This window comes from Sporolactobacillus mangiferae (assembly GCF_023336505.1).
GTDB classification, from domain to species: domain Bacteria; phylum Bacillota; class Bacilli; order Bacillales; family Sporolactobacillaceae; genus Sporolactobacillus; species Sporolactobacillus mangiferae.
The window spans coordinates 25,488-50,814 of sequence record NZ_JAMAST010000004.1 but is presented as its reverse complement, the minus strand read 5'-3'; the positions used below and the strand labels follow the sequence as shown (position 1 = coordinate 50,814).

Below are 25,327 nucleotides of genomic sequence, written 5' to 3'. Positions count from 1 at the left end.
TCACCTTTGAGCAGATCACCGGACAAGCTGCTGGAAGTGGAAAATTTACATGTTTCTTTTCGCGCGCAGGGCGGAGAGGTCCACGCCGTTCGCGGTGTTGCTTTTGATGTTGCACAGGGGGAAACACTTGCTATCGTCGGTGAGTCAGGATGCGGAAAGAGTGTCACTTCTCTGGCGGTGATGGGACTGATTCCCCGGCCGCACGGCAAAATAGTTGCAGGCTCTATCCGGTTCAAGGGAACTGAGCTCACCGCTCTTTCAGCTAAGAAGATGCGTCGTATACAGGGAACGGATCTTTCCATGATTTTTCAGGATCCGATGACTGCGCTTAATCCAACGTTAACGATCGGCTCCCAGCTTACTGAAGGTATTGTCTATCAGAAGAAGATATCAAGGGCGGCGGCTTATCAGCGAGCCATTGACATGCTTGAGATGGTCGGACTGTCCAATGGCGCGCAACGAATGAAACAATATCCGCATCAGTTCAGCGGCGGGATGAGGCAGAGAATTGTCATTGCCATGGCATTAATTTGCAGGCCAAGTCTTATCATTGCCGATGAACCGACCACAGCGCTCGATGTGACGATTCAGGCACAGATATTAGAGTTATTTGATCAGATCCAGAAGGAGACCGGTGTCTCAATGATTATGATCACTCATGACTTGGGGGTTGTCGCCAAAACGGCGGACCGTGTTGCGGTCATGTATGCGGGAAAAATTGTTGAGATGGGCAGCAAGCGCGATATTTTTTATCATGCCAGCCACCCTTATACACAGGCATTGCTGAATGCCATTGTGCGTCTCGACCTTCCTTCAGATACATTGAAACCGATTGAAGGGGCGCCACCTGATTTATTTGCACCGCCGGAGGGCTGCTCTTTTTGTGAACGATGCCCTTTTGCCATGGAAGTCTGCCGTCATGTTCAACCGCCTGCGACAACAGTTGACGGACACCACACTGCTGCTTGCTGGCTTTTAGATAAAAGAGCCGATGGGATTCGGCAAAAGGTTGAAAACTATTAAAAGTGGGAGGAATTCAATTGAGAAAGTTGTTAAAAAACGGATTTATGCTTGTTATGGCCCTTTTGCTCATCTTTGTGATCAGCGCGTGTACGGCAAAGCCGAACTCATCAAATGAAAAATCAGATGGCAGGCAGGTTCTGAAACTGAATAATGGAGCGGAGCCGACATCGTTTAATCCCCCTATTGGATTCGACGCTCAGTCCTGGAACGCACTGAACAATCTGCTGGAAGGGTTAACGCGCCTCGGGAAAGATAATGAACCGCATCCGGCATCTGCAGAGAAATGGGACGTTTCTCAAGATGGAAAGACCTATACTTTCCATATTCGCAAGGATGCCAAATGGGATAACGGTGATGATTTAACAGCCGCAGACTTTGAATATGCCTGGAAACAGCTCTTAAATCCGAAAACCGGATCTCCAGCCGCTTTTCTGGGCTACCTGATTGAAGGCGGAGAGGCCTATAACACGAAAAATGGTTCTGCTGACGATGTACAGGTAAAGGCGGTGGATACGAAGACGTTAAAAGTTACCCTGACGGCTCCGCAGTCCTATTTTCTGAACATGATTTCCAATCCGGCTTTTTTCCCGGTTAATAAAAAGGTCGCTGAAAAGAATCCGAAATGGTATGCGAACGCGAAGACGTTTGTAGGCAATGGTCCGTTTAAGCTGGCTTCATGGAAACACGATTCAAATATGGTATTTAAGAAGAGCAATACGTACTGGGATAAAAAAAGCGTCAAGCTTGACGAAGTAGACTGGGCGATGGTTAATGACACCAATACGGAATATCAGATGTTTAAAACCGGTGAACTCGATTCGGCCAGTGTACCGCCGGATCTTGCTGATCAGCTGTTTAAAGATAAAAAGGTGACTGTAGGCCCGCAAGCCGGAACCTATTTCTTCAGCATGAATGTGAAAATGAAACCTTTTAATAATGCCAAAATCAGAAAAGCCTTTGCGCTTGCCGTCGACAACAAAAAAATTGTCAATTATGTGGTTAAGCAAAAAAATGATCCGGCATATGGCTTTGTTTCTCCGGGATTTAAAGATCCGAGCGGAGAAGATTTCCGCAGCCATAACGGCAATCTTTATCAGTATGACCCCGCGGAGGCCAAGAAGCTGCTTGCTGAAGGAATGAAAGAAGAGGGCTACAAGACACTTCCGCCAATCACACTGACCTACAATACAACCGATATTAACAAGGCCGTTGCCGAAGCTGTACAGGAAATGTATAAGAAAAATCTTGGCGTGTCGGTCAAACTGGCGAATATGGAATGGAATGTGTACGGTGTCGATCAGAAGAAAGGGAAATTTCAATTCTCACGTGGCTCTTTCCTGGCTGATTACGGTGATCCGATCAACTTCCTTGAAAACTTCATTACCGGCATGCCGATGAACAGTATGCAGTGGAGCAACAAGCAATATGATCAGCTGATCAAAGAAGCCAAGAACGAGAAAAACGATACAAAGCGCTATGCACTGATGTATCAGGCGGAAAAACTGTTAATGAAGGAAATGCCGCTTTTCCCAGTTTACTTCTATAATCAAAGTGTGCTGCAAAGCAGTAAGGTTAAGGGAATCGTCCGGCATCCGGTAGGTTACATGGAACTGAAATGGGCGACCAAGTCCAACTGACGATTGAAGGACGCAGTTTGCCCATGGTTCATCAGGCCGTTTTTCCAGATATGAGGGGCGGCTTTTCGATGAAAAGAAAAGCAGGCGTTGAGCAGCCAGGCAGGAAGGGAAGGAATGATATTTGATGGAAAGTCCCCCGCTCCTTAAAATAAGTCACCTGAAAAAATATTTTGAGATAGAACGCACGCAGATCCTTAAAGCAGTTGATGATATTAATCTGTCAATAAGTTCTGGCGAGACGCTTGGCATTGTCGGTGAATCAGGCTGCGGCAAATCAACACTTGGCCGCACGATCATGGGCCTTTATCAGAAGACGGAAGGGAGTATTGCTTTTAATGGAGTCGACATTGACAAGATGAATACTTCCGAACGTTTTCAGATGCACCGCCGTATGCAAATGATTTTTCAGGATCCCTATGCTTCCCTGAACCCGCGATCAACGGTTCTGGAGCTGATTGCTGAGCCGATGGATGTTCATAAAACCTGTAAAAACAATAAAGAACGCAGGGCTCGTGTAGAACGGCTGCTGGAGGAAGTCGGGTTAAACCGCGGTTTTCTCAATCGATATCCGCATGAATTCAGCGGAGGCCAGAGACAGCGTATTGGCATTGCCCGCGCACTGGCGCTTGATCCTGACTTCATCATTGCGGACGAACCAATTTCTGCTTTGGATGTATCGGTTCAGGCGCAGGTGGTTGATCTTTTGAAACGCCTTCAAAAAGAAAAAGGTCTGACAATGATGTTCATTGCACACGATCTTTCAATGGTGAAATATATCAGCAGTCGAATCGGTGTCATGTATCTTGGCCATCTTGTCGAATTGACGACGAGCCGTAATCTGTATGAAAAACCGCTGCATCCTTACACACAGGCGCTGCTTTCCGCCATTCCAATACCTGATCCGGATATCGAAGAAAAAAGAGAGCGGATTATTTTAAAAGGAGAGCTGCCAAGTCCAATTAATCCACCGACCGGCTGTGTTTTTCGCACACGTTGTCCCTTCGTCATGGCAATTTGTGCGAAGGAACGTCCGAATTTTGTTGAGGTGGAGGATGGTCATTTTGCAGCCTGCCACCTTCACTCTGACAAACCTGGTCTCGCCAGGCCCCTGGCGAAGGCGCCGTCGCACGAGCCGGGATAAACACAGGCTGTATCGTGTGTCTATTATTGTACTATAAGAAAGTATAGAAATTTTAAGGAAAATAGTATAAGTGCAACTAATACTTCGCCCCTGCCAAAGGCTTGGCGAAGCCAAGTTTTCTAATTTTTTAATCACAAAGAGGGTGTCTCAAAAGTCTATTGACGATGAGACACCCTTTAAAATGATATTAAACGTGCGGGTAGCCGGACTTTCGTGGAGCGTTTCTGTTGATCGCGAGCCAGATGAGATCCCGCGGGGCGGTCTTGGATTTGAATGCCAGATTTGTGAAAAAAGGCTCTTTAAAATACCAATGGAGTGCTGAAATGATATGGTCGAAAAAAGAATGAAGGGAAATAATCTATGAACTGGTCAATGTATGTACCGTTCTTCACAATGATTCTTTTCTGGTTTGCCTTGATTGCTGTCATTTATATGTTAATTAAGCGATTAATTCGATTTACTATCCAGGAAATAAAAAGAGAACTGAAAAATACTCAGGAATAATTCGGATTACCGTTAATGAGACAGCCAGCGTTCAAGAAAGGCGGCTACGCCCTCTTCATCATTTGTTCCTGCACGCGTTGTGGCGTATTTTTCTAATCCTGGTACCGCGTTGCCCATTGCGACCGAAATACCGCATGCCTTGAACAGATCTAGGTCATTCCAGTCATCGCCGAATGCCATGACCTGATTCATTGAGATGTTCTGCCGTTTACATAAGGCTGAGACTGCACTGGCTTTGGAGACATTTTTTGCCATGACCTGGATCAGTTCACCTGCATCCGTTTCGACGATGTTCAATTGATCCTTGAAACTCATGATATAATGTCTGGATTCTGAGGAACAGCGTATCAGAAGGATTTTATTGGCTGGTATCGCTGACAGTGTATTTTGTGAAACAAGTGTCGGTGGAACAAACATATGCTTGCGATTCTGTTCATAAATGGCGTTCGAAAGCGCATAAAGAATATCTTCGGACTCGATTGAGAGCGTGTTCGTTTCATTTCTGCGGCAAATGTAGTCAATTATTTTTGTCGCGATTGACGTTGGAATTGTGAAATTCAAGGTGCCGCCACTGCGATGATCATGGCAATAGGCACCGTTATAATAAACGGCGGAGACATGCTGCAGGATCTGGGAGGGGATTACGTGCTTCACCGAGCGAGGCGGGCGCGCCGTTGCAATGAACAGGTGTAACCCCTTTTGAAAACAGCGCATCAATGTCTGCTGTGTGCGTTCGGATACCCTTTTCTGCGTATTCAGGAGCGTGCCGTCCAGATCGAAAACGAGCGCACGGATCAATTGCAGACTGTTCATTGACGGTTCACCTCTGTCGGATTTTTCTTATCTCTGCGGAGCGCTTGCTTGCATGAAGTGTACAAAACTGCGGGACACGTGTCAACAGGTGATCGTTTGGAAGCGGTATGCCGTCTGTCCATGTGAAACCTCCAGACATCAAAACCCCTCCGGATCAACAGATGATTTTTGTTGAATCGAAGGGGGATTTTTTACTATAAGAAAGTTTAAAATTCAGCGGATTATATAAGCGTGACGGCATCTTTGCCTTCGTCAGAGACCTGGCAAAGACAGGTTTTCTAACATATGTGGACATTGCTGCATGTTCAGCCAATCAAACAACGGCTCAGCTGAGCACTAAAGTGAAGGAACGAGACGCCAGCGGGATTCCCGCAGATTTCAGCTTGTCCATGGAGGCTCGCGGCGGGCACGCAGCGCCGATGCCAACAAAATAAATAGATCAAAGACTGTGACAGCGTGCGATGATCGGTAAATTATGATTAATGACCGGTAAATCACACGCAAACGACGCCGTGTTGCGATCAATTTTTTAGGGAGTTGTTTTCATTCATCGTCAGATCAGTGAAATATGTCGGCCGTTTTGAATCGGGATCAGATGTGCCCGCGTCAGTATCGGCAGCAATAATTGCAGCAGCACGGTCAGCATGATCGTCTCAATCGGCAGCATGACTAGATTTTTAATCAGACTGTTCACAAAGAAAAACCAGTAGCCTTTGCCTATAAGCATCTGGCTCCAGAGGCAGCCGAGACCGACATTGACGCCCAGATTAACGACCAGCTTGGCAGTAAAAATACGCAGCACGGTAAGGCGCTTGCGGTAGAGAAACAATCCGTAGATAAAGCATCCGAGCATGGACGAGAGAGTATAACCGGGAAAGAAGGCGCCGAATGGATGAGTGATATAGCCGGCAATATCCAGTATTGCTCCGGTAAGGACGCCAAGCAGCGGACCGTAGACTGTCGCTCCGAAAGCGACGACGAGAAACGCAAAGGAAATATGCAGGTTTTGCGCAACAGGGATGGAGAAGTAACCGATGACTACACTGAGGGAAACGATAATCGCAGCAAGTGTCAGACGATTCAGTTTGCGAAGCTCCGCAGCGGCCGCCTTCCAATAGGCCGCGTTAAATACAGAGTACACCTTATTCATTTGAAATTCCTCCTCTTATTTTGGCGATGTTGCCACATAAGGGAGGAATACGCTCCGATATGTGGCAGCGGGATGCGGTCATTGCACGGCAAACGGCGCAGAACACCGTTTTTCGTCCCAGGGACAACTCCCCGTCCCCCGGGCACGTAACCCGCAACAACCTACTCTGCCATGAATCAATTCTATTTTAGTCACTCGCGGGGACTGATGCAACCAGTTTGGAAGATTTGCTCCTGCCTGACCCGAGATAACAGGCATGGGCACACAGCTATGAATCATTCGAATGAATGACTTTGCCGCACTTTCAAAGATTCATTGACTTGATTTTGTGGCCGCCTTACAAGACTAGCAGGCCACCTGAAAAAAAGAGGTACAATAGATGAAAGTGTATCTCAATTTACCAGAAAGAAGGCGTGAATCAGTAATGAAGCATGCCTGGTTAAAAAGTAAAAAGGATCTGGTTACTTTTATTGCTGGAAACCAGGAGATCATGACGCTTTTGCATATTGCACGTGCTCAGAATCTTCCGGATTGCTGGATTTGTGCAGGCTTCCTGCGTACACGAATCTGGGATGTACAGACAGGTGTTGTTCATTCCACGCCAGTTCATGATGTTGATCTTGTTTACTTTGATGATCGGACCATCGATTACACTTTTGAGCAAACGGTACAGGCACGATTGCGGAATCAGGCACCTGATTATAACTGGGAGGTGAAAAATGAGGCACGGATGCATGTCCACAATCCGAATACCTCGCCTTACCTTTCATCGACCGATGCAATTGCCAAGTTTCCGGAAACGGTAACGTCCATTGGCGCACGGCTGAATGCCGCAAACCGGATCGAACTGGCAGCTCCTCATGGCGTAAGCGATTTATTAACACTCACTGTGCGGCCTACACCTTTTACTAGAGTAAATAAAAAAAGGATGGACATCTACAGAAATCGAATTTTAAAAAAGGAGTGGAAAAAGTACTGGCCGGATGTGAACATAGTTCTGGATTAAATCGATCAACGTAACGCACAGACTGGAGCGACTGTTATGTTTCTTTCAACAATATTATTTGGCGGACTGGGTATTTTGCTTTTCTTGTTGCTCGCCTTTCTTCTCCCGATTTTATCAAGAAACAATGAGTACGCGCTGATTCATGTTTTCCTGATCTTCATCTTTGCTTCATGGCTGCCGGTCGTTTTTTCATGTGCCTTCTTCCTGGGGGATTGGGCCGCAAAAATCGGTTCGCTGTTTGGTACGGTCGCACTCATCATTTTTATTGTGGCGATGGCGCTGCAAACCGGGCACATTGCTTATGTCAATCAACATGAGGAGGAGAACGAGGATTTGTGGGCGTCCCGAGATGATTGGATGATGCAGATGCTTTCAGATCCCATCGAACTGTTCGCCGGTATTTTTTTCTGGTTGAGTGCGCTGTTTGTCGGTGTCTCACTACTGAATGCACATCATTCGGCGTTCGCGGCGGCAGTTTTCGTGCTTAGTCTGCAGTTGCCGTACTGCGGGGTGCTGCTTTTTCGTACCTGTCTGAATCATCCGCCCAAACTGCTTCAGCGGATTAAACCCAATTCAGTTGTACTTAATCTGGGGCTGTTTCTTTATCTATTCGTTGTTTTACTGTTCATGCTGATGAATCCACTGGTGAGGTGAGAAAATGAAGACCATTGAAGAAAAGGTGAAGGGCAAGGAGCATGCCATTGCCTATACACATGTAGAAACGGAATCAAATGCTGTGTGCTTCATGTTCGCCGGTATCGGCTATACATATGACAGGCCGCTCTTGTATTATGCCACCATGATGATGCTGCAACATGAAATCGATGTGGTTCAGGTGCACTATCATTACGGCAGGAAAATGCTGAAGCAGCCATTCGACGCGCGCGTGAAAATCATGATGGATGATATTCAGCCGGTCATTGATGCTGTGCTGGCGGATCATCCCTATACGCGCTTCGTTTTTCTGGGAAAATCCATTGGCACGATACCGATTGCCGGTGAACTCATCAGAAGAAAAGCCTGGTTGAATGCCACTTTTCTATTGCTGACGCCGTTACTCACGCATGATCGGTTGTTTACGCATCTGCTGAACGCTGAGCATCCGGGACTGCTGGTTATCGGTGATCATGACCGCTTTTACGATGTGGAACGTGTCAGCCGGCTCAAGGAGACACAATGGAATGTATGCGTGATTCCGGGGGCGGATCATTCGCTGAATATCGGATTTGATACAGATGCTTCGCTATCTGCTCTGGCAAACGTGATGAAATCAATAGAACATGTCATCAATCAAGGATGAAGTGAGGGAACATGATGATTAAAAACGAAGGAAAACAGATCATTATTCGTGATTGGTTGCCTGCCGACAGAGAAGACTGGATTTTCTGGACCTCTCCCGGGAAGGACTGGCAAAAATTCGATGGTCCCTATTATCCGCGAAGCACAGCGGAAGAAATCGTAGCCCGCGTGAACGGCTATTACAAAAAGTTGAACGCCGGTATGTTGCCAGTTCCGAGAACAAGTCTGGCTATTGCCGATCGGCAAACGGGCAAGCTGATCGGACAGGTTGGATGGTACTGGGAGAGCCAGGAAACAAATTGGCTGTGCGCCGGAATTGCCATTTTCAATTCGGATTTCTGGGGGCGCGGCCTTGGATACGAAGCCTTTGGCCTGTGGACCGATTATCTGTTTCAGGCAATGCCGAAAATTGTACGTGTTGATCTGCGCACATGGTCAGGCAACATGGGCATGATGAAACTGGCGGAAAAGCTCGGTTACATAAAAGAAGCCTGCTTCCGCAAAGCACGGATCGTGAATGGAAAATACTATGACTCAATCGGTTACGGTGTACTGCGCGAAGAATGGGAAGCCTGGCATCTGGATGGATTCGCGAAAGATTTGGTTAGCAACGGAAAAATAGGAAAATCGTAACGAAACGGTTTAAAATGGTAACGGAAACGGTGAAAACAGTGCATCTGAAAAGGATTAAGACCCAAGAGAGTCAAGCTTGTAACTCATTCACGAAGTCGTATCACACTCTTCAAAAGTGGTAGCAACGTCATGGAAAGGCGTAACCTACTGGCACATCCGTAGCATCGACGCCGCACCGGTTTAAACCATTTAGCTTTTCATGCGAAGTCACGTGAAGAAGTTGATAAAATGACTGAGGCATTATGTAAAAGAGGTATAAAGATCCTCTATCAGGATCGGCATCCGTATGCGGGCGGCGAAAATCATTATGCCGTATACTTTGAAGATCCTGACCGAATCAAGGTTGAGTTTGTTGCACCGGAATAACCCCTTTCTTGGCGACAATAAGACCATTATCATATATACGAATGAATGTTCGATTGCTATAATAGAAGAACAATAGAATGATTGCTCAGGGGTGGTCGGCGCACAGTCCCTCATGGAGGGAGGTGCTGCCCATGACAGTTGCGGATGCATTAATGCTGATGATCTCATTTGGTGCGTTAATCGTTGCAATTATGTCAGATAGAAATCCAAAAAAATAACCACCCTTGAGTTCACAGCTCATTAATGGGGAGGTTATTTTTCACCTGAACATATGCGCTGACCCCTTGCGGGAATCATACTGTTGCCATTGACCGTTTGGTGTAACAGCACCGGCGGTCATTTCTCATTATATGACTTCTATAACTCATTATATACAAATTCCATTCAAGAAGGAAGGGGAACGTTCGCCTGGTTATTCCAAAGTTCTAAATGAGTCAAGGCAGATCTAGCGAATGACAAAAGGAACGTGCGATTTCCCAATGCAAAGAGCGTTAAATAGATGTTCATTTTTCGTATGTTTTATAAAGAGAATGTCGCTATAATTTAACTAACGATGATAACAGCAGAACTTTTCTTAAGCGAAATGGGGTGCTTGGCAATGATTAGCGATGAGTCGATGAAAAGAGAATACTACCAGGCTCTGGTCGAGCGGGATTCTGCATATGATGGAATTTTCTTCGTGGGTATTAAAACAACCGGTGTGTTCTGCCATGCGACGTGTCCGGCGAGAAAGCCGAACTATGAAAATTGTCTGTTTTACAAGACGGCGGAGGAAGCACTTCTTGCAGGTTTTCGCCCATGTAAACGATGCAGGCCTTTATCATTTCCCCAGGGGCAATCACCGCTCGTTCAAAGAATGGTTGCTCTCGTTGAAGAAAATCCCGAAAAGAGATGGAAGGATTCCGATTTCCGTGAACTGGGCATCCATGCTGCAACCGCACGAAGACAATTCAAGAAGAACTACAACATGACGTTTGTGCAGTACGCCAGAGCAAGAAGAATGGGGATTGCGATGAAATCAATACGTACGGGAGAAAAAATTATTAATGCACAAATTGATTTGGGTTATACGTCTTCAAGCGGTTTCCATGATGCGTTTTCCAAAATTATGGGCAGAACACCGAATCGGTCTCAGAAGATAAAAATGCTCTACGCAAATTGGATCGATACACCACTCGGTCCCATGGTGAGCATTGTGGATGAGGACTTTCTCTATTTGCTCGAATTTGCCGACAGGCGAGGTCTGGAACGGGAAATTGAACGACTGAGGAATCGTTTGAATGCCTCAATAATTCCAGGGGTGACTGATCGATCAAAGCAAATAGAAAACGAGCTTAATGATTATTTTAATAAGGGTCTCGGCACGTTTAAAACGCCCATTATGCTTTTAGGTTCCGATTTTCAAAGAAGTGTTTGGGAACAATTAATCACAATAGAGATGGGTAAGACGGCAACATATAAAGAGCTGGCCGGACTGATCGGAAATCCGAAAGCGGTTCGTGCCATCGGGAATGCGAATGGTGCCAATCAACTCGCAATCATTGTCACGTGCCATCGGGTCATTCAATCGGGTGGTGCGCTCGGCGGATACGGCGGTGGAGTTGAAAGGAAGAGATGGTTGCTGGCACATGAACAATCCGCAGTGCAACGTTTGCTTAAATAGTTCAGGGTAAACGCAAAGTCTGCAATGAAAATTTAAGTTGCGCAAAACGATGCCGATATCCTACAAAATGGCAGCAAATTGATTTGGAAGCATGATATGGGGATGCCCATCTGCAGAATGGTCGATAAATCTGTGAAAGTAATGATCGGTAAAAACGCAGGGATGGTCGATACGAAACGTTTGATCCAATCGATTCTTCAGAATACACGATCGAGGCCTATCAGTGAACGACAAACCGGACCTTTTGGTTCTCTTTTTTAACGGTTATATATTTTCTTAGTGGCTGCTCGGTTTTACCGCTTTTTACTGAAGGATGATTTGCCTGTTTCAGTTTATTTGCCTGTGCTTTTATCGGGCTGATTGTTGCGGGTATCACATCAATTCGGTATCGCGCACCTTGCCTGAGCAGAACCGTTTCGGTTTTCTTTTTAATCCATTTTACGTGACCGATCATGATCGTGTTTTTGTCGGGCGGCGTCTGATTCACGCTGATTCCATAGTAATGGTAACGGTGGGCCGGATCGCTGATTTCAATCATGACCTTAACTTCTTTGTACTTATGAATATTATTTTTTTGCGGATAGTCGGAGGTGCATCCTGCTAAAGTGATCAGACAGGTAATGAGAAAGCAGATTTTTTTCGTCATATCGGTCACCTCATCCGGTCAAATGTATCTCGTTGCCAGGATTTTTCAATGCAATGCAACGATCCTTTTCAGTTATCGCTGATTTTATGATCGATCCCATCCAAGCGCATCCTTCACCATGAAAATTGCTGTCTAAAATCTTTTTCATAAAAAGGCTTCTTTTTCAGCTCATTAATCTTTATCCTATTAGTAACCATTATAAAACGCATCATGAAAAAGCATTAATTGTCATGGATCCAAAATGATTATTTTGAGGGCGGCATTTATTTTTTTTATCAGCCGGAAAAGCGTTGGGTGGACGCAGCGGCAACCATCCTTCATCGCTTTGTAAAGGATACAGATGGAAAACTTTATTGCCGAATCTGTTTTGAATGGTGGATTTTACAGAATTGAATCCTGCAATAATTCAAATCAGACCGGAGCAATTCAGTCAGTGCATTGCCATTTGGGACCAAAAAATACCTCAATCGTTAGCCGATCGATTTTATGCTCAATTAGTAAACGGAAATCGCCGCACATTTGTTTACATCAGGGATGGAGCGTTCTGCGGGGAAATATCGCTTGTTTTTGACATGCAGGATCCTGATTATACGATTAAGGGAAGGCGGGTTTATCTGTCACGGTTAATGGTTAAGAAATCGGAACGGCATCAGGGAATCGGTAGCGCACTGGTGGATTTCCTGATTGATTATGCGCGCCGGTCCGGATACCAGGAGTTAAGTGTCGGTGTGGATCTGGACAATACGATTGCTCAGCATCTGTACACGAAAAAAGGATTTACACGCATTCTGTTTGAAGGCGAAGATGCATACGGCGCCTATTAAAAGCGATTGAAAGCTTTGATGTAAAGAAAACCTGAGATGGGGGCAATTCCATGCGTCCGATTGATTTAGTATTATATAATGAATCTTTTATGCACCAGCTGCAGGATTATCAATTTGGCACCTCTCCATTTTCCATACCACCGTTACATGCCATTAAGTCGCTTAATGCTCATGGATACGCGCATCCGATCATGGTTTTGAACGAAGAAAAAGTTGTCGGTTTTTTTATTCTTGAAGAGCTTCCGCGACAGTCTATTTATGGAATCTATGAGCATGCGCTCCTGTTTCGGGCTTTTTCGCTGGATATACGATTCAGAGGACAGGGACTGGCCAAACGGATTATGGACGCACTCGTTTCTTTTGCTCAAACGCGTTTTCCTGATCGAACGACTATTGTTTTGACCGTGAACACCGCGAACCAGACAGCCATCGGTCTGTATCGGCACATGGGCTACAGTGACACCGGACGAACTTTTATAGGAAAAAAAGGAAAGCAGCATGTCTTTGAACTCTGGATAAATCAGAAAGAGGGATGAGGATTATGAATAAGTTTATTCATTTTCTGAGGATTTGTCTCTATAAATGCCGTCATCTCTATATGCTTTTGATCGTATGTATTGCCGAATTATTGTTTTTTATGGGCGACCTGTCACTTTTTCTTACTATCCCCGAATTAGCACCGACTCTGTTTATCATTGTAGCAACGGTCTATTTTTGGAAAAAGTGGGGCAGAAAACGAACGAGTTCTGCTATGAGTCATTTGCACAATCAATTTTTGTCATTTATTTTCTGGTCTTATACTTTTATTTGGATTACTCCTTTTCCAAACGTGAGAAACTGAGCAGCTTCAGAATTAATCCTGCGAAGGTTGGTGATTTGATGATGGATTTTGCCGCGGAATCTCGCATTAAAGAAGCACGTACTTTAATTGAACAAGGTAGCATTGGTCAGGGGCTGCGCAAATTCAATACGTTGATGGCCAGTTTCCCCCAAGACAGCCGGGTTCAACTGCACTATGCCCTGGCACTCGACCAGCAAGGTATGGAGGTTGAAGCGATCCCCCATTATCAAAAAGCGCTCCAGCTCGGAATGCGCACAGAAGATGTGCGTGTGGCGCTGATTTGCTTAGCCTCATCGTACCGAAATGTGGGGCGTCATGATGCGGCTTTAGAGACGATTGAGCGGGCGGTGGAAAAGTACAAAAACGATGCGGTGGTTCAATGCTTTTACAGTCTTATCCTTTTGGACAACGGCCAGTCTGCACGGGCGGTCGGGATGTTGGGGCATTTGCTGCTTCAAGAAGCTGCACCACAGAAATTTACCGGATTTGAGCAGGCGCTTCATAATAAGTTTGACGATTTTAAGATTCATCGCCTACCCTCAGAATGATCTTTGACTCTGCTCTAAAATGATTCTTCTCAATGTCCGCAGTGCCTCGTCCATTTGATCGAATGAGGCATAGCTGTAGGACAGGCGTAAATATTGTCCGGCATCGCGGTCATACAGGATGCCTGGGTTCAGCAGGACATTCTGTTTCAGTGCTTCTTGAAAAAGAGCAGCGGCGTGGATATCCGGAATCACTTTCAGCCAAATGTAAAAGCCGCCTGTGGGCACCTGCCACTCGGCGAGATCGGCAAACAGGCTGTCCAGTCGTTCAAGTAAATAGTCTCTTCGGATTTTCAGCTGCGCCCTGGTGTGTGCAGTGTGCGTAGCGTATGCGCCGGTATGTAGAAATGCTCTGGCGATTTCCTGTGAAAGATTGCTTGATCCATAGTCATTTTGCATTTTCAGATCGGCAAGGCGATCAATGACCGGCTCAGGTCCAATCACCCAGCCGATACGCAGACCGGGGCTCAGTGCTTTGGACAGGCTGCCGAGGTAAAGAACGTTGCCTGCATGATCATCGGCCTTCAGTGGCAGAGGAGGCGGGCTGCCCAGCCAAAGTTCACGGTAGACATCATCTTCAATAATCGGCAGCCGGGCACGTGCCGATACAGCGAGCAGCTGTTTTCTGCGTGCCGCACTCATTAAACGACCGGTCGGATTATGGAAATTTGGAATCGTATACAGCATTGAATGTGGCGTGTTTTTCTTATAAGCTTCGATTTTGTCGACGCACATCCCTTCCGAATCCATTGGCATGCCGGCAAAGCGCATACCTGAAGATTGGAAAACGTTCACGGAATAAAGATAGGAGGGCTTCTCCAACAGCAGAGTTGTGCCGCGCTCAAGCAAACCGATGGAAATCAGCTGCAGCGCCTGAAGCGCGCCGGACACAATGAGAATCGATGAAGGTGCGGTTTGGATGCCGAAACCGGCGACATAGCGGGCGATTTCTTCTCTCAGTTGCCGGTTGCCTTTAGGCTCACAATAGCCAAGCGAGAATGAGCGAAGATTGAGATTTTTGAGCAGCTCCGAAGTTTTTCTGTTTGGCAGCAGATCGGGAGAAAGCTCGCCTGTTCCCATTCGGATAATTCCTGGGTAAAACTCGGCTGCATTGATTTTTTGAATGATTGCCAGATTCGGTTTATAGTGCCCGGCCTCAATCAACTGCTGCCAGTTCGCTGGTTTCCGATCGGTCAGCAGCCCCCATGTATTGTTAATCACCACCGTTCCTTTTCCGTGAGCGCTTTTCACCAGACCCTGGGCCGCCAGTTCATCAAAGGCAGTGGAAATGGTACTTCGGTTAACCTTGAGCCATTCTGCAAGCTTACGCTGAGCCGGCAGCCGACTACCGACCGGCCATTGACCCGTGCGAATTTTTTCTTTAACGTAGTTAACCACTTGTTCATAGAGCGGGATGCTGGACTGCCGATTTAAGCACATGGTGAGTCTCCTAATAATTGTCATTCAGGTTTTTATTATAGCATTGTTTGGCTGGGTGGCTTTTTAAAATTTGGCTGGTGACATGCGGCGTGCGATCAATGAAAATGGAGCAAAAAGGGGGTTTTGTCCTATGTTTCTCGCGCTCATTCATGGTTTTGTCCTTGCTCTTGGCCTGATTCTCCCGCTTGGGGCACAAAATATTTTTATTTTTACACAAGGTACGCAGGCAAAACGCGCCATGCAGTGTCTGCCGGCTGTATTGACAGCCGCAGTGTCCGATACGTTCCTGATTCTTCTGGCAGTCGAAGGCGCATCGCTGATTCTTTTAAGCCATCCTTTTTTAAAGGAAATGCTGTTACTTGTCGGTAGTATTCTGCTGTTGATCATTGGCTGGTCGATCTGGCACAGCCCGTCTGAAACTGAAGAGGGTACCAGTAACATGCTGTCTGCCAAAAGACAAATGCTTTTTGCTGCATCCGTATCCTTGCTGAACCCGCACGCGGTACTTGATACAGTCGGTGTGATCGGCACGAACGCACTGAATTATGACGGTAATGAAAAATGGGCGTTCGCCATAGCCTGCATCTGTGTCTCGTGGATCTGGTTTTTCGGACTGGCCATCACCGGACAGCTGCTCGGTAAAACAGAACGGCTGAAACAATGGATGATCTACATAAATAAACTATCTGCAGTGCTCGTGTGGATGATTGGGGGATATTTATTGATTCAATTTCTGCACGGCGTTATGTAGAGAATGGGTTTCATCAGTTTGCTCTTGTTTTTTTGGGAAGGATCAGTATCCACCAGAAAAGTAAATACAGGAATCCGGCTACGGAATAGAGCGCAGGAAGCGATCCGTGCCCGGTTCGATTGATCAGCCGTTGTTTTCGAAAAATGGCTGTGCATACGCCTGGTAAAGTGACGATGACAAAAAAATAGTGTAAGGCAATGATCCATGCCGGTGCGCTGGTCATACTTTTCACCTCCTGAACGTTTGTTGTTTACTGAGGCATTCTAATACAAATGTAACATTGAAAATTAAGACCTAACAAGTGTTTTCTGGTGATTTCTGAATTATCCGGCATAAAAGAGCCGCCTTACTGGATGAGAAACAGGAAGCTGTGTTCATGCAGCTTGAACATGGCTTTAATCCTTATTTTTGATTCGCATTAAAAAAGGGTAATCAGTCAACTGGTTAAAATCACTAAAAAAAATTCGATGATCTGGTTGTGAGATCGGAAATTGGGGTAAAGATAAATGAATAGATTGTTTTTTGTTGCGAGATAAGGGGTGAAGTGCACGTGAATTGGTTCTCTGTGGATGCTGAAGAAGTATTGCGCGAACTTCAAACGGATCGAAAGCAGGGACTGTCTCATCAGGAGGCGGCGTCCAGGCTTGAGAAATACGGAGAAAATAAACTTAAAGGAAAGCCTAAGAAAAGTCTGGTTGCTTTATTTTTTGCACAGTTAAAAGACATGCTGATCTACGTTCTGCTTGGTGCGGCAGTCATCACTGTGCTGATCGGCGAATATACAGATTCGATCATTATTCTGCTTGTCGTTATCTTGAACGCGATCATTGGCGTTTTTCAGGAATTCAAGGCAGGAAAAGCAATTGAAGCACTTCAAAAAATGACGACGCCGCGTGCACTGGTTCGCCGGGATGGCGACGTCATCGAAATTGATTCTAAAGATCTTGTGCCCGGCGATCTTGTCGTGCTGGATGCGGGCCGCTATATTCCCGCGGATCTGCGTTTAATTGAAAGTGTCAATCTGCAGATCGAAGAATCAGCGCTGACCGGGGAATCCGTACCTTCGGAAAAAGATGCCGGGCATCGTTTTGAGGACCCGAAAACGCCGCTTGGTGATCTGTCGAACATGGCATTTATGTCGACTCTCGTTACGTACGGTCGCGCGGAAGGTGTGGTCGTCGGAACGGGCATGAATACGGAGATTGGTAAGATTGCCAAAGGTCTTGATGAAACGGAAACGGACCTGACGCCGCTTCAGAGACGTCTGGCCGAGCTCGGCAAGACACTGGGCTACGTTGCGATTGGGATTTGCGTACTGATTTTTGTCATTGCACTGATTCAGAGACGGGATCTGTTTGAGATGTTCCTGACTGCAATCAGCCTGGCTGTTGCTGCCATTCCGGAAGGGTTGCCCGCGATTGTCGCGATCGTGCTGGCACTCGGCGTGACACGGATGTCGCGGATCAACGCTATCGTCAAGCGGCTCCCTGCAGTTGAAACACTGGGTTCAGTGAACATTATCTGTTCAGATAAAACCGGAACGCTGACACAAAATAAAATGACAGTACTGCATGTGTATACACATCGCAAGTTTCTTGACGTGCCGGATGAGGGAACGGCAACAGCCCAGGAAACGGCTGAACAAAAACTGATCCAGACGATGGTGCTCTGTACGGACGCAACTTATGCAGACGGTGAAGGCACCGGGGATCCGACAGAAATCGCTTTGCTTGTGCTCGGCGAAAAGTATCATATGCCAAAGAGTGAACAGGAAGCGGGACATGAACGGGTCGCGGAAAAGCCATTTGACTCGGATCGGAAACTGATGACAACTTTGAACAAAGAAGGCAGTCGATACCGCGTGCATACGAAAGGCGCGTTTGACAGCATTTTAAAAGTAGCAACGCATGCACTGGTAAATGGGGAAAAAGTACCGCTCACTGACGAACTGAAGGCCGATTATTTAAGAGCAGCTGAAGAAATGTCCGATCAGGCGCTGCGCGTACTTGGTGCTGCCTACAAAGATTCGGATGAGCTGATCGATCCGGATGAGATGGAAAAGGGCCTCACGGTGCTCGGTTTAGTCGGGATGATTGATCCACCGAGACTTGAAGTCAAAGACTCCATCCGTCAGGCTAAGGAAGCCGGGATTACACCCGTGATGATTACCGGTGACCATCAGCATACGGCGGCTGCGATCGCGATGCAGCTTGGCATGGCCGATTCACTGGCGCAGACAATCTCCGGCAGCGACCTTGACGCACTCAGCGATGAAGAATTGAATCACGGGATTACCCAATATCGCGTCTTTTCCCGTGTATCGCCAGAACACAAGGTGAAAATTGTTAAGGCTTTTCAATCGCATGGCAATATCGTTTCGATGACCGGTGACGGTGTCAATGATGCTCCTTCGCTGAAAAGCGCAGATATCGGTGTTGCAATGGGCATTACTGGTACCGACGTATCCAAGGGCGCGAGCGATATGATCCTGACTGATGACAATTTCTCGACCATCGTCTCAGCGATCCGGGAAGGGCGGAATATTTACAATAATATTAAAAAGTCCGTAGTTTTCCTGCTCTCCTGCAACCTCGGCGAGATCGTTGCCATTTTGACTTCCGTGCTCTTTTTCTGGCCGGTTCCGCTGCTGCCAACGCAGATTTTATGGATCAATCTGATCACTGACACTTTCCCGGCGATTGCGCTCGGCGTTGATCTAGGGGATAAAGACGTCATGAAGAAAAAGCCACGCGATCCTAAAGAAAGTTTTTTCGCAGGTGGCGCCGCCTGGCGCGCTTTAACAGGAGGACTGCTGATCGGTCTCCTGACACTGGCCGCATTCTATTTCGGGCTTAATGAGCATGGCTATCAGATGTGGTCCGGGTCTATTCCGGAAGACGTGCTCACTTATGCCGAGACGATGGCCTTTGTCGTGCTCGCTGTCTCACAACTGTTTTATTCACTGTCGATGCGCAGCGCCACTCATTCGATTCTCCGTGTTGGCCTTTTTTCGAATAAGTATCTCATCGGTGCCATTCTGCTTGGCCTTGTGCTGCAGTTCACCGTCATATCAGTTCCGTTTCTTGCATCGGCATTCCACGTACAAATGCTCACGCTGCGTGACTGGTTTATCGTGCTCGTGTTCGCTTTAATTCCGCTGCTCGTGAATGAATGGATCAAATCACGGTCAGGCCAAAAATAAATGAGATTAAAAGCCGCAGGCATAAGGAACTTGCCTGTGTTTTTTTAGTTGTTTCAGTTTACCAGTCAGGCGATTTCAGGGATTTAACCACGTGCCCATTCGGCAATTTGCCGAATGTCATCCGGCGACGTCCGGCAACAGCCGCCAATCAGTGAAGCGCCTGCCTGATACCATGTTTTTGACGCGGTACTAAAAGCAAGCTGATGTTTGGACGGCATCATCCATTGCTTGCGGATCGGATTGTATCGTTCACCCGAATTTGGGTAGACAATGATCGGTTTATCGGTGACCTGACGCAGCTCGCGGATGGCTGGCTCGATCCATTTCGGCTTGATGCAGTTGACACCGATTGCGGCAATCTGTTCGCAGGCGTTGAAATAGGCGGCCGCTTCAGTAAGCGGTGTACCGTCGCAAAGACGCGCTTCATCGGCAAGACTGAAAGAGAGCCAGGCTTCATCATCGGGAAATGCATCATGCAAAAGATTGGTAAGTGCTTTTGCCTCGTCAAAATTCGGCATCGTCTCAAATGCGAAAAGATCGATGCCGGCGTTTTTCAGCAGCTGCATCCGTGGAACATGAAATTGACGGTAGCCCGCAGCATTAAGCGCATAGCCGCCTGTGTATTCGGAGCCGTCGGCAAGATAAGCACCGTAAGGACCGACGCTCCCGGCAATAAGCGGATACGGGCGAGCTGATCGCCCCTCAGGTGGCAGATCGGACCAGAACACTGTACGAGCATCAATGGCAATCCGAACGGCTTCCGTTATAAACCGCTCTGCTTCCTGCTCTGTATAACCACTCTGCTGAAAGCCTTGCACCGTCGCCTGATAGGTATTCGTTGTGGCGACATCCGCGCCAGCTCTGAAATAATCCAGATGCACTTTTTTAATGGTTTCCGGCTTTTCATTGATTATGGCGGCTGACCATAATTCGCTGTCAATCGAGATACCTTGCTTTTCAATTTCGGTTGCCATTGCGCCGTCAAGAATGATCGGTGAGCATTGGGCGAGCAGATCACTTATTTTTCTTTTCTCCATATTCCTGCTTCTTTCTATGTAATATAACTCTCTGCATGCACGCCCCGAGCTGCGGCCTGGCATCAGATTTTCTCCTTATTATACAGGTTTTGGGGGCGATTAAAAAATGGAACGATAAAGGCGCTCGACGCCTTCTTCAATCTTTTCAATGGGCAGATTGGCAAATCCGAGAATGAACGCTGGTCTGGAAAAAAGATCAGTGCCATCAAGACAGTAGGGCTGCAGGTTATAGAGTTCCAGCCTGGCCGCTTTTGCGCGCATTGCGATTTCCTGAACCGAACGTGTTGTATCAAACTCAGCGTTGAAATGGAGCCCTGCGTTCGCCCCGTGCATGGTCATGGCAGAACCGAAGCGTCTGGTCAGTGCGTAAATCAGCTTTTTTTGACGATTAATATAGACTTGCTTCATATGCCTGATATGCTTTCTGTACTCCCCCGAATCGATAAACTGCTGCAAAGTTAATTGCCCCATTGCATTGCATGTGGACATGATGAAACCGCACCGTTTTCGATATATTTTCAGCAGTGGTTGTGGCAGAATCATGTAACTCAGCCGCAATCCGGGGAGGAGTGATTTTGAAAAAGTACCAAAATAAATGACGCGTCCGTAACTGTCCAGGCCCTGAAGCGAAGGAATCGTGTCCGTCTCATATTTGAACTCACTGTCATAGTCATCTTCAATAATATAGCGATCCTTAGTTTCAGCAGCCCAGTTCAGCAGCTGGATGCGGCGTGAAATGGGCATAACCACTCCTGTTGGAAACTGGTGTGACGGAGTGACGTAAACCACGTTGGGATTGATCCTTTTAAGCACATCAATTGAAATGCCTTTACGGTCAAGCGGAATAGTATCTAAGCGGACACGTTCCATACGCAACGATTCATACATACGCCGATAGCCCGGATTCTCCATAGCATACCTCGTGTTTTCACCGAATAAATGGCGGAGTATGTAAAAAAGGAACTGTGTGCTGCCGCCGAGAACGATCTGCTCCGGAAAGCAGTTGACACCACGCGCAACGGAGAGAAAACGTGCGATCGTCTGGCGGACAGAGTAAAGTCCCTGGGGAAATCGGGATGAATCATCATTCAATTCAAGACGGCTTAATTTCAATGCTTTATGTTCGCAAGAGAGCCAGCTTTCGAACGGAAAAATCGAACGGTCTGCCGACATATGTGAAAATGAAATCCAGTCTTTCTTCGATTCTTTTTCTTCCGCCAGAACCGGATCAAGCCCGCGGGAAGTAATCTGCGAAGGCGGAAGTATGTCCAGCTTTTCAACATAGAAACCGCTGCGTTCGACCGCATAGATATATCCTTCTTCCAGCAGTTGCTGATAAGCTCCGTTAACTGAGTTGACGCTGATATGTAAGGTTTTGGCTAATTCTCGTTTTGACGGAAGCTTTTCGTGCGGAAGAAAATGATGAAGTAGAATTTCTTTTTTCAATTGCTTATAGATCTGGCGGTATATATACTCTTTTTTGGTATCAGAACTGATATTTAATGAAATCATAGCTCCCTCTGGCACCATAATTATTTGAATTTTGATACTATACATAATACCAAAAAATTATCAAAATATCTAATAAAGGGAGTGAACATTGTGACCAATGAAATTATGGAAGGAAATATGACAAAAATTTGGCAGGATAAACGTGATCGATATGTTGCTTCTGCTGTGGGAAACGGGAACCGTCATATTGCTGCGAAGGCAGAAGGTGCGCTGATCACCGATATTGAAGGTAACGTGTTTATTGATTTTGCCGGGGCCATTGGCGTGCAAAATGTCGGACACTGCCATCCAAAGGTCGTTCAGGCAGTTAAAGAAGCACTTGACCATTTTATTCATCCTGGTTTTAATGTCATCATGTATCCCGGGTACATTGAACTTTGTCAGCGCCTCTGTGCGCTTGCACCGGGCAGTTTTGCGAAAAAGGCGATTCTGCTTAATTCCGGCGCCGAAGCGGTGGAAAATGCGGTGAAAATTGCCCGCGCCTATACAGGCAGACAGGCAGTCGTGACTTTTGAACGTGCATTTCACGGTCGAACGAATTTGACGATGGGCATGACAAGCAAAGTAAAACCGTATAAATTCGGTTTCGGCCCGTTTGCTCCGGAGACTTATAAGGCGCCATATCCGTACGCTTATCGAAAACCGGACGGAATGTCCGATCAATCCTATGATGAAGCAATTATTGCCCAATTTAATGAGTTCTTCCTGAATCATGTTTCTCCGGAACAGGTTGCCTGTATCGTCATGGAGCCTGTTCAGGGTGAAGGCGGATTCATCGTTCCATCCAAACGCTTTGTCTCTTATGTGCGCGATTTCTGCACGGAGCATGGCATTGTTTTCGTATCCGATGAGATACAGGCCGGATTCGCCCGTACCGGCAAGATGTTCGCCATCGAAAATTTTGATGTGATTCCTGATTTAATGACCGTATCTAAATCCATTGCTGCCGGATTCCCACTCAGCGGTGTGGTCGGCAAAGCGGAAATCATTGATGCCTGCACTTTAAAGGGGTCACTTGGCGGAACGTATTGCGGCAACCCCATTGCCTGTGCTGCTGCTCTTGCTGTACTCGACATCATTAAGGAGGAACATCTTGCCGCACGAGCGGAAAAAATCGGTGCCGTTATTGAGGCGCGCGCTGAAGAGTGGGCAAAAGTCTATCCATTTGTTGGTGATATACGCAGACTTGGTGCAATGGCGGCGGTTGAATTTGTGAAGAACAGAGAGACGAAAGAGCCGGATAAAGATCGAGCCGGGCAACTGGTTGCCTATTGCAATCAGCATGGTCTGCTTCTTCTTGATGCGGGTCTGAAAGGCAATTGTATTCGGTTCCTGTCTCCGCTTACGATCACGGAGGAACAATTAAATCGCGGATTGGCTATTATTGAAGAAGCGCTTGAACAGGTTAAATGATTCAGAAATGCACGTATCGCCAATGCTGCGTGCGCCTCATGCACAATGCAGGGCGGATGCCCACTGTAAAATCCGGCCTGCTTATCATAACTATGGCAGGATGAGTAACATTCGGCTTTTAATAACTGAAAATTTCATTTAGTCATATGATTTCACCAATTTTACCATTATAATTAAAAGGGGGAATTTTTAAATGAAACGTTGGTTTATGTCGGCACTTATACTTATTCTTCTTGTTGGTATTCTCTCGGCCTGTGGATCAAACAGTTCCGGTTCAGGAGGATCATCTTCATCTGGCAAAACAGTCGATACATTAGCGGCAGCCAAGAAAAAAGGTGTACTTGTTGTCGGTTCGTCCAATGATGCACCGTTTGCATTTATCGATCAGAAAACGAAAAAATTCACCGGTATTGACGCTGAAATTATCAAAGAGGTTGCCAGACGGCTCGGTATTCCTAAAGTTGAAATGAAGCAGACCAAGTTCGAGAACCTGCTGCTGGAACTGAATAATAAGAACATTGATCTGGTCACTGATGCGATGTATATTAACCCGCAGCGTCAGAAGATCGCAAAATTCACGACCATCTGGTATACGGAAGGGGAAGCGTTTATTATTCCAAAGAATTCGTCGATTAAGAGTGTCGACGATTTGAAGGACAAGGTGATCGGTGCCCAGAAAGGAACGGCGTTCTTTGATTTTGCGAACAAACTGAAAAAGGAAGGGAAGATTAAACAAATAAACGTATTCGGTTCCCAATCTGATCTCCTGCTCGCAGCGAATACCGGGAAAATCGATGCACTGGTCACGGACGGTGCGGTTGCGGCATACAGCCTGAAACAGGATCCGTCCCTGAAACTGAAAATTCTTGATCCGTATACTCCTCAGGCATCAGGCATGATCGGTGCTGCCGCGCGAAAAAGTGACACAAAACTTGTTCGCGCAATTAATAAACAGATCAATATTCTGAAAGAAAATGGCTTTATCAAAAAAGTATTAAAGAAATATGGTATGCCCGACAATTATTATGTACCTGTTCAGCAATGAATAAAGATTTGATGGATTCGGAGTTATTCTGTTCAAAATAGACTAGCTCTGATTTCTGTCATTGTCCGCACGGAGAATATGGGCCGGCCAACAAGACAATTGACAGACAAATGAGGTGTTAGAAATGGAAATTCTGAATCATTTAGACTTTGCCACGGCCCTGAAAGCACTGGCTCCCGAGTTATGGCAGGGGCTGATGATTGCTCTGGAGGCGACGCTTGGCGGGTTCCTTCTGGCGGTTATTCTGAGCATTCTGATCGCGGTGGGCAGGCTGTCGCATTATAAGATACTCAGAGGCCTTCTGCTGGTTTTTCTGGAAGTGATTCGCGGGACTCCGCTGCTTGTTCAGCTTGTATATATGTTCTATGTCGTTCCGCTGCTTATATCTCTGGTCGTTCAATTTTTCATTCCAGGCTATCAGTTTCAGCTTAATCCACTTGTCGCCGGGATTTTAGGCCTGGGAATCAATTATGGCTGTTATTTGTCCGAAGTTGTTCGAGCTGCGATTCTGTCTATTGATAAAGGGCAGACCGAAGCGGCACTTGCACTGGGGTATACGCACCGGCAGGCCCTTTGGTCCATAGTGATTCCCCAGGCCACAAGACAGGCTGTTCCGGTGTTTGGGAACTATTTGATTATGATGATTAAGGATACATCGCTGCTCGCTTTTATTACCGTCAATGAGCTGCTTTTGCGCACGCAGGCATATGCTTCACAGACTTTCCTGACAATTGAGTCCTATACGATTTTGGCGGTTGCTTACCTGATTCTCAGTCTGCCGCTGTCGCAGGCAGTCAGACTGCTTGAAAAGAGGTTGTCAAAACATGTCTAAACCC

General features: G+C 46.5%; 25 protein-coding genes, 1 pseudogene and 1 riboswitch. Of the genes and pseudogenes, 19 read left to right on the top strand and 7 right to left on the bottom strand.

Features of this window, described 5'->3' with window-relative positions:
* Positions 1–6 precede the first annotated feature (6 nt).
* The 4 genes from M3N64_RS05995 to M3N64_RS05980 all read left to right on the top strand — a co-directional run bounded on the left by M3N64_RS05995 (position 7) and on the right by M3N64_RS05980 (position 4,305).
* Positions 7–1,023, top strand: a complete 1,017-nt coding sequence (locus M3N64_RS05995) for an ABC transporter ATP-binding protein (RefSeq protein WP_249099598.1) — start codon at positions 7–9, stop codon at positions 1,021–1,023.
* 44 nt (positions 1,024–1,067) lie between these two features.
* Positions 1,068–2,660 (top strand): peptide ABC transporter substrate-binding protein, encoded by a 1,593-nt coding sequence (locus M3N64_RS05990; RefSeq protein ID WP_249099852.1) that lies wholly within the window; start codon positions 1,068–1,070, stop codon positions 2,658–2,660.
* A gap of 124 nt (positions 2,661–2,784) precedes the next feature.
* Positions 2,785–3,801, top strand: coding sequence for an ABC transporter ATP-binding protein (locus M3N64_RS05985; RefSeq protein ID WP_249099595.1), 1,017 nt, complete (start codon positions 2,785–2,787; stop codon positions 3,799–3,801).
* Between the two features lie 360 nt (positions 3,802–4,161).
* Positions 4,162–4,305 (top strand): hypothetical protein, encoded by a 144-nt coding sequence (locus M3N64_RS05980; protein ID WP_249099592.1) that lies wholly within the window; start codon positions 4,162–4,164, stop codon positions 4,303–4,305.
* A 12-nt stretch (positions 4,306–4,317) separates the two neighbouring features.
* On the opposite strand, the gene M3N64_RS05975 is transcribed toward M3N64_RS05980, so the two are convergent.
* Complete coding sequence (locus tag M3N64_RS05975) at positions 4,318–5,118, bottom strand: HAD family hydrolase (protein ID WP_249099587.1); 801 nt, start codon at positions 5,116–5,118, stop codon at positions 4,318–4,320.
* A gap of 553 nt (positions 5,119–5,671) precedes the next feature.
* On the bottom strand, positions 5,672–6,268 hold the full coding sequence (locus tag M3N64_RS05970; protein ID WP_249099583.1) for a folate family ECF transporter S component: 597 nt from the start codon (positions 6,266–6,268) through the stop codon (positions 5,672–5,674).
* 63 nt (positions 6,269–6,331) lie between these two features.
* Positions 6,332–6,439, bottom strand: a riboswitch (THF riboswitch).
* 208 nt (positions 6,440–6,647) lie between these two features.
* Between M3N64_RS05970 and M3N64_RS05965 the strand changes: the two genes are divergently transcribed.
* From M3N64_RS05965 to M3N64_RS05940, 7 genes and pseudogenes are all read left to right on the top strand, one after another.
* Positions 6,648–7,274 (top strand): nucleotidyltransferase family protein, encoded by a 627-nt coding sequence (locus M3N64_RS05965; RefSeq protein ID WP_249099580.1) that lies wholly within the window; start codon positions 6,648–6,650, stop codon positions 7,272–7,274.
* A gap of 36 nt (positions 7,275–7,310) precedes the next feature.
* The gene (locus M3N64_RS05960; protein WP_249099577.1) at positions 7,311–7,928 is read left to right on the top strand and encodes a hypothetical protein; all 618 of its coding nucleotides are present in this window, start codon (positions 7,311–7,313) and stop codon (positions 7,926–7,928) included.
* A 4-nt stretch (positions 7,929–7,932) separates the two neighbouring features.
* Positions 7,933–8,574, top strand: a complete 642-nt coding sequence (locus M3N64_RS05955) for an alpha/beta family hydrolase (protein ID WP_249099575.1) — start codon at positions 7,933–7,935, stop codon at positions 8,572–8,574.
* Between the two features lie 14 nt (positions 8,575–8,588).
* Positions 8,589–9,206 (top strand): GNAT family N-acetyltransferase, encoded by a 618-nt coding sequence (locus M3N64_RS05950; protein ID WP_249099572.1) that lies wholly within the window; start codon positions 8,589–8,591, stop codon positions 9,204–9,206.
* Between the two features lie 162 nt (positions 9,207–9,368).
* A pseudogene (locus M3N64_RS05945) lies at positions 9,369–9,572 on the top strand (VOC family protein); the annotation flags it as partial.
* 77 nt (positions 9,573–9,649) lie between these two features.
* Complete coding sequence (locus M3N64_RS14185) at positions 9,650–9,790, top strand: putative holin-like toxin (RefSeq protein ID WP_368389895.1); 141 nt, start codon at positions 9,650–9,652, stop codon at positions 9,788–9,790.
* Positions 9,791–10,170: 380 nt separating this feature from the next.
* Positions 10,171–11,235: a bifunctional transcriptional activator/DNA repair enzyme AdaA gene (locus M3N64_RS05940; RefSeq protein WP_249099569.1), complete on the top strand. Its 1,065-nt coding sequence runs from the start codon at positions 10,171–10,173 to the stop codon at positions 11,233–11,235.
* A 220-nt stretch (positions 11,236–11,455) separates the two neighbouring features.
* On the opposite strand, the gene M3N64_RS05935 is transcribed toward M3N64_RS05940, so the two are convergent.
* Complete coding sequence (locus tag M3N64_RS05935) at positions 11,456–11,881, bottom strand: hypothetical protein (RefSeq protein WP_249099566.1); 426 nt, start codon at positions 11,879–11,881, stop codon at positions 11,456–11,458.
* Between the two features lie 389 nt (positions 11,882–12,270).
* Here M3N64_RS05935 and M3N64_RS05930 point away from each other — a divergent pair, with 389 nt between their 5' ends.
* The 3 genes from M3N64_RS05930 (at position 12,271) to M3N64_RS05920 (ending at position 14,094) form a co-directional block, all read left to right on the top strand.
* Positions 12,271–12,705 carry a GNAT family N-acetyltransferase gene (locus M3N64_RS05930; RefSeq protein WP_249099563.1) on the top strand — a complete coding sequence of 145 codons (435 nt, stop codon included), beginning with the start codon at positions 12,271–12,273 and terminating at the stop codon, positions 12,703–12,705.
* 50 nt (positions 12,706–12,755) lie between these two features.
* A complete protein-coding gene (locus M3N64_RS05925; RefSeq protein WP_249099560.1) occupies positions 12,756–13,241 on the top strand; it encodes a GNAT family N-acetyltransferase in 486 nt (161 codons plus the stop codon).
* 187 nt (positions 13,242–13,428) lie between these two features.
* Positions 13,429–14,094 (top strand): tetratricopeptide repeat protein, encoded by a 666-nt coding sequence (locus tag M3N64_RS05920; RefSeq protein WP_249099849.1) that lies wholly within the window; start codon positions 13,429–13,431, stop codon positions 14,092–14,094.
* Here M3N64_RS05920 and M3N64_RS05915 read toward each other — a convergent pair.
* Positions 14,086–15,531, bottom strand: a complete 1,446-nt coding sequence (locus M3N64_RS05915) for an aminotransferase-like domain-containing protein (protein ID WP_249099557.1) — start codon at positions 15,529–15,531, stop codon at positions 14,086–14,088. The genes M3N64_RS05920 and M3N64_RS05915 overlap by 9 nt on opposite strands.
* A gap of 130 nt (positions 15,532–15,661) precedes the next feature.
* Here M3N64_RS05915 and M3N64_RS05910 point away from each other — a divergent pair, with 130 nt between their 5' ends.
* A complete protein-coding gene (locus M3N64_RS05910; RefSeq protein ID WP_249099554.1) occupies positions 15,662–16,282 on the top strand; it encodes a LysE/ArgO family amino acid transporter in 621 nt (206 codons plus the stop codon).
* A 13-nt stretch (positions 16,283–16,295) separates the two neighbouring features.
* Here M3N64_RS05910 and M3N64_RS05905 read toward each other — a convergent pair whose 3' ends face one another.
* Positions 16,296–16,505, bottom strand: a complete 210-nt coding sequence (locus M3N64_RS05905; protein WP_249099551.1) for a hypothetical protein — start codon at positions 16,503–16,505, stop codon at positions 16,296–16,298.
* Positions 16,506–16,832: 327 nt separating this feature from the next.
* Here M3N64_RS05905 and M3N64_RS05900 point away from each other — a divergent pair, with 327 nt between their 5' ends.
* Positions 16,833–19,484 (top strand): cation-translocating P-type ATPase, encoded by a 2,652-nt coding sequence (locus M3N64_RS05900; RefSeq protein WP_249099549.1) that lies wholly within the window; start codon positions 16,833–16,835, stop codon positions 19,482–19,484.
* A gap of 83 nt (positions 19,485–19,567) precedes the next feature.
* Here M3N64_RS05900 and mmuM read toward each other — a convergent pair whose 3' ends face one another.
* Together mmuM and gabR are read right to left on the bottom strand one after the other, a co-directional pair.
* On the bottom strand, positions 19,568–20,521 hold the full coding sequence (gene mmuM, locus M3N64_RS05895; RefSeq protein ID WP_249099547.1) for a homocysteine S-methyltransferase: 954 nt from the start codon (positions 20,519–20,521) through the stop codon (positions 19,568–19,570).
* A gap of 99 nt (positions 20,522–20,620) precedes the next feature.
* On the bottom strand, positions 20,621–22,033 hold the full coding sequence (gene gabR, locus M3N64_RS05890; protein WP_249099542.1) for a MocR-like transcriptional regulator GabR: 1,413 nt from the start codon (positions 22,031–22,033) through the stop codon (positions 20,621–20,623).
* A gap of 105 nt (positions 22,034–22,138) precedes the next feature.
* Here gabR and gabT point away from each other — a divergent pair, with 105 nt between their 5' ends.
* The 3 genes from gabT (at position 22,139) to M3N64_RS05875 (ending at position 25,323) form a co-directional block, all read left to right on the top strand.
* Entirely contained in the window at positions 22,139–23,446 is a 1,308-nt protein-coding gene (gene gabT, locus M3N64_RS05885) for a 4-aminobutyrate--2-oxoglutarate transaminase (protein WP_249099846.1), read from the top strand.
* Between the two features lie 193 nt (positions 23,447–23,639).
* Complete coding sequence (locus M3N64_RS05880; protein WP_249099538.1) at positions 23,640–24,491, top strand: substrate-binding periplasmic protein; 852 nt, start codon at positions 23,640–23,642, stop codon at positions 24,489–24,491.
* A 124-nt stretch (positions 24,492–24,615) separates the two neighbouring features.
* The gene (locus tag M3N64_RS05875; RefSeq protein ID WP_249099535.1) at positions 24,616–25,323 is read left to right on the top strand and encodes an amino acid ABC transporter permease; all 708 of its coding nucleotides are present in this window, start codon (positions 24,616–24,618) and stop codon (positions 25,321–25,323) included.
* Positions 25,324–25,327: the final 4 nt, after the last annotated feature.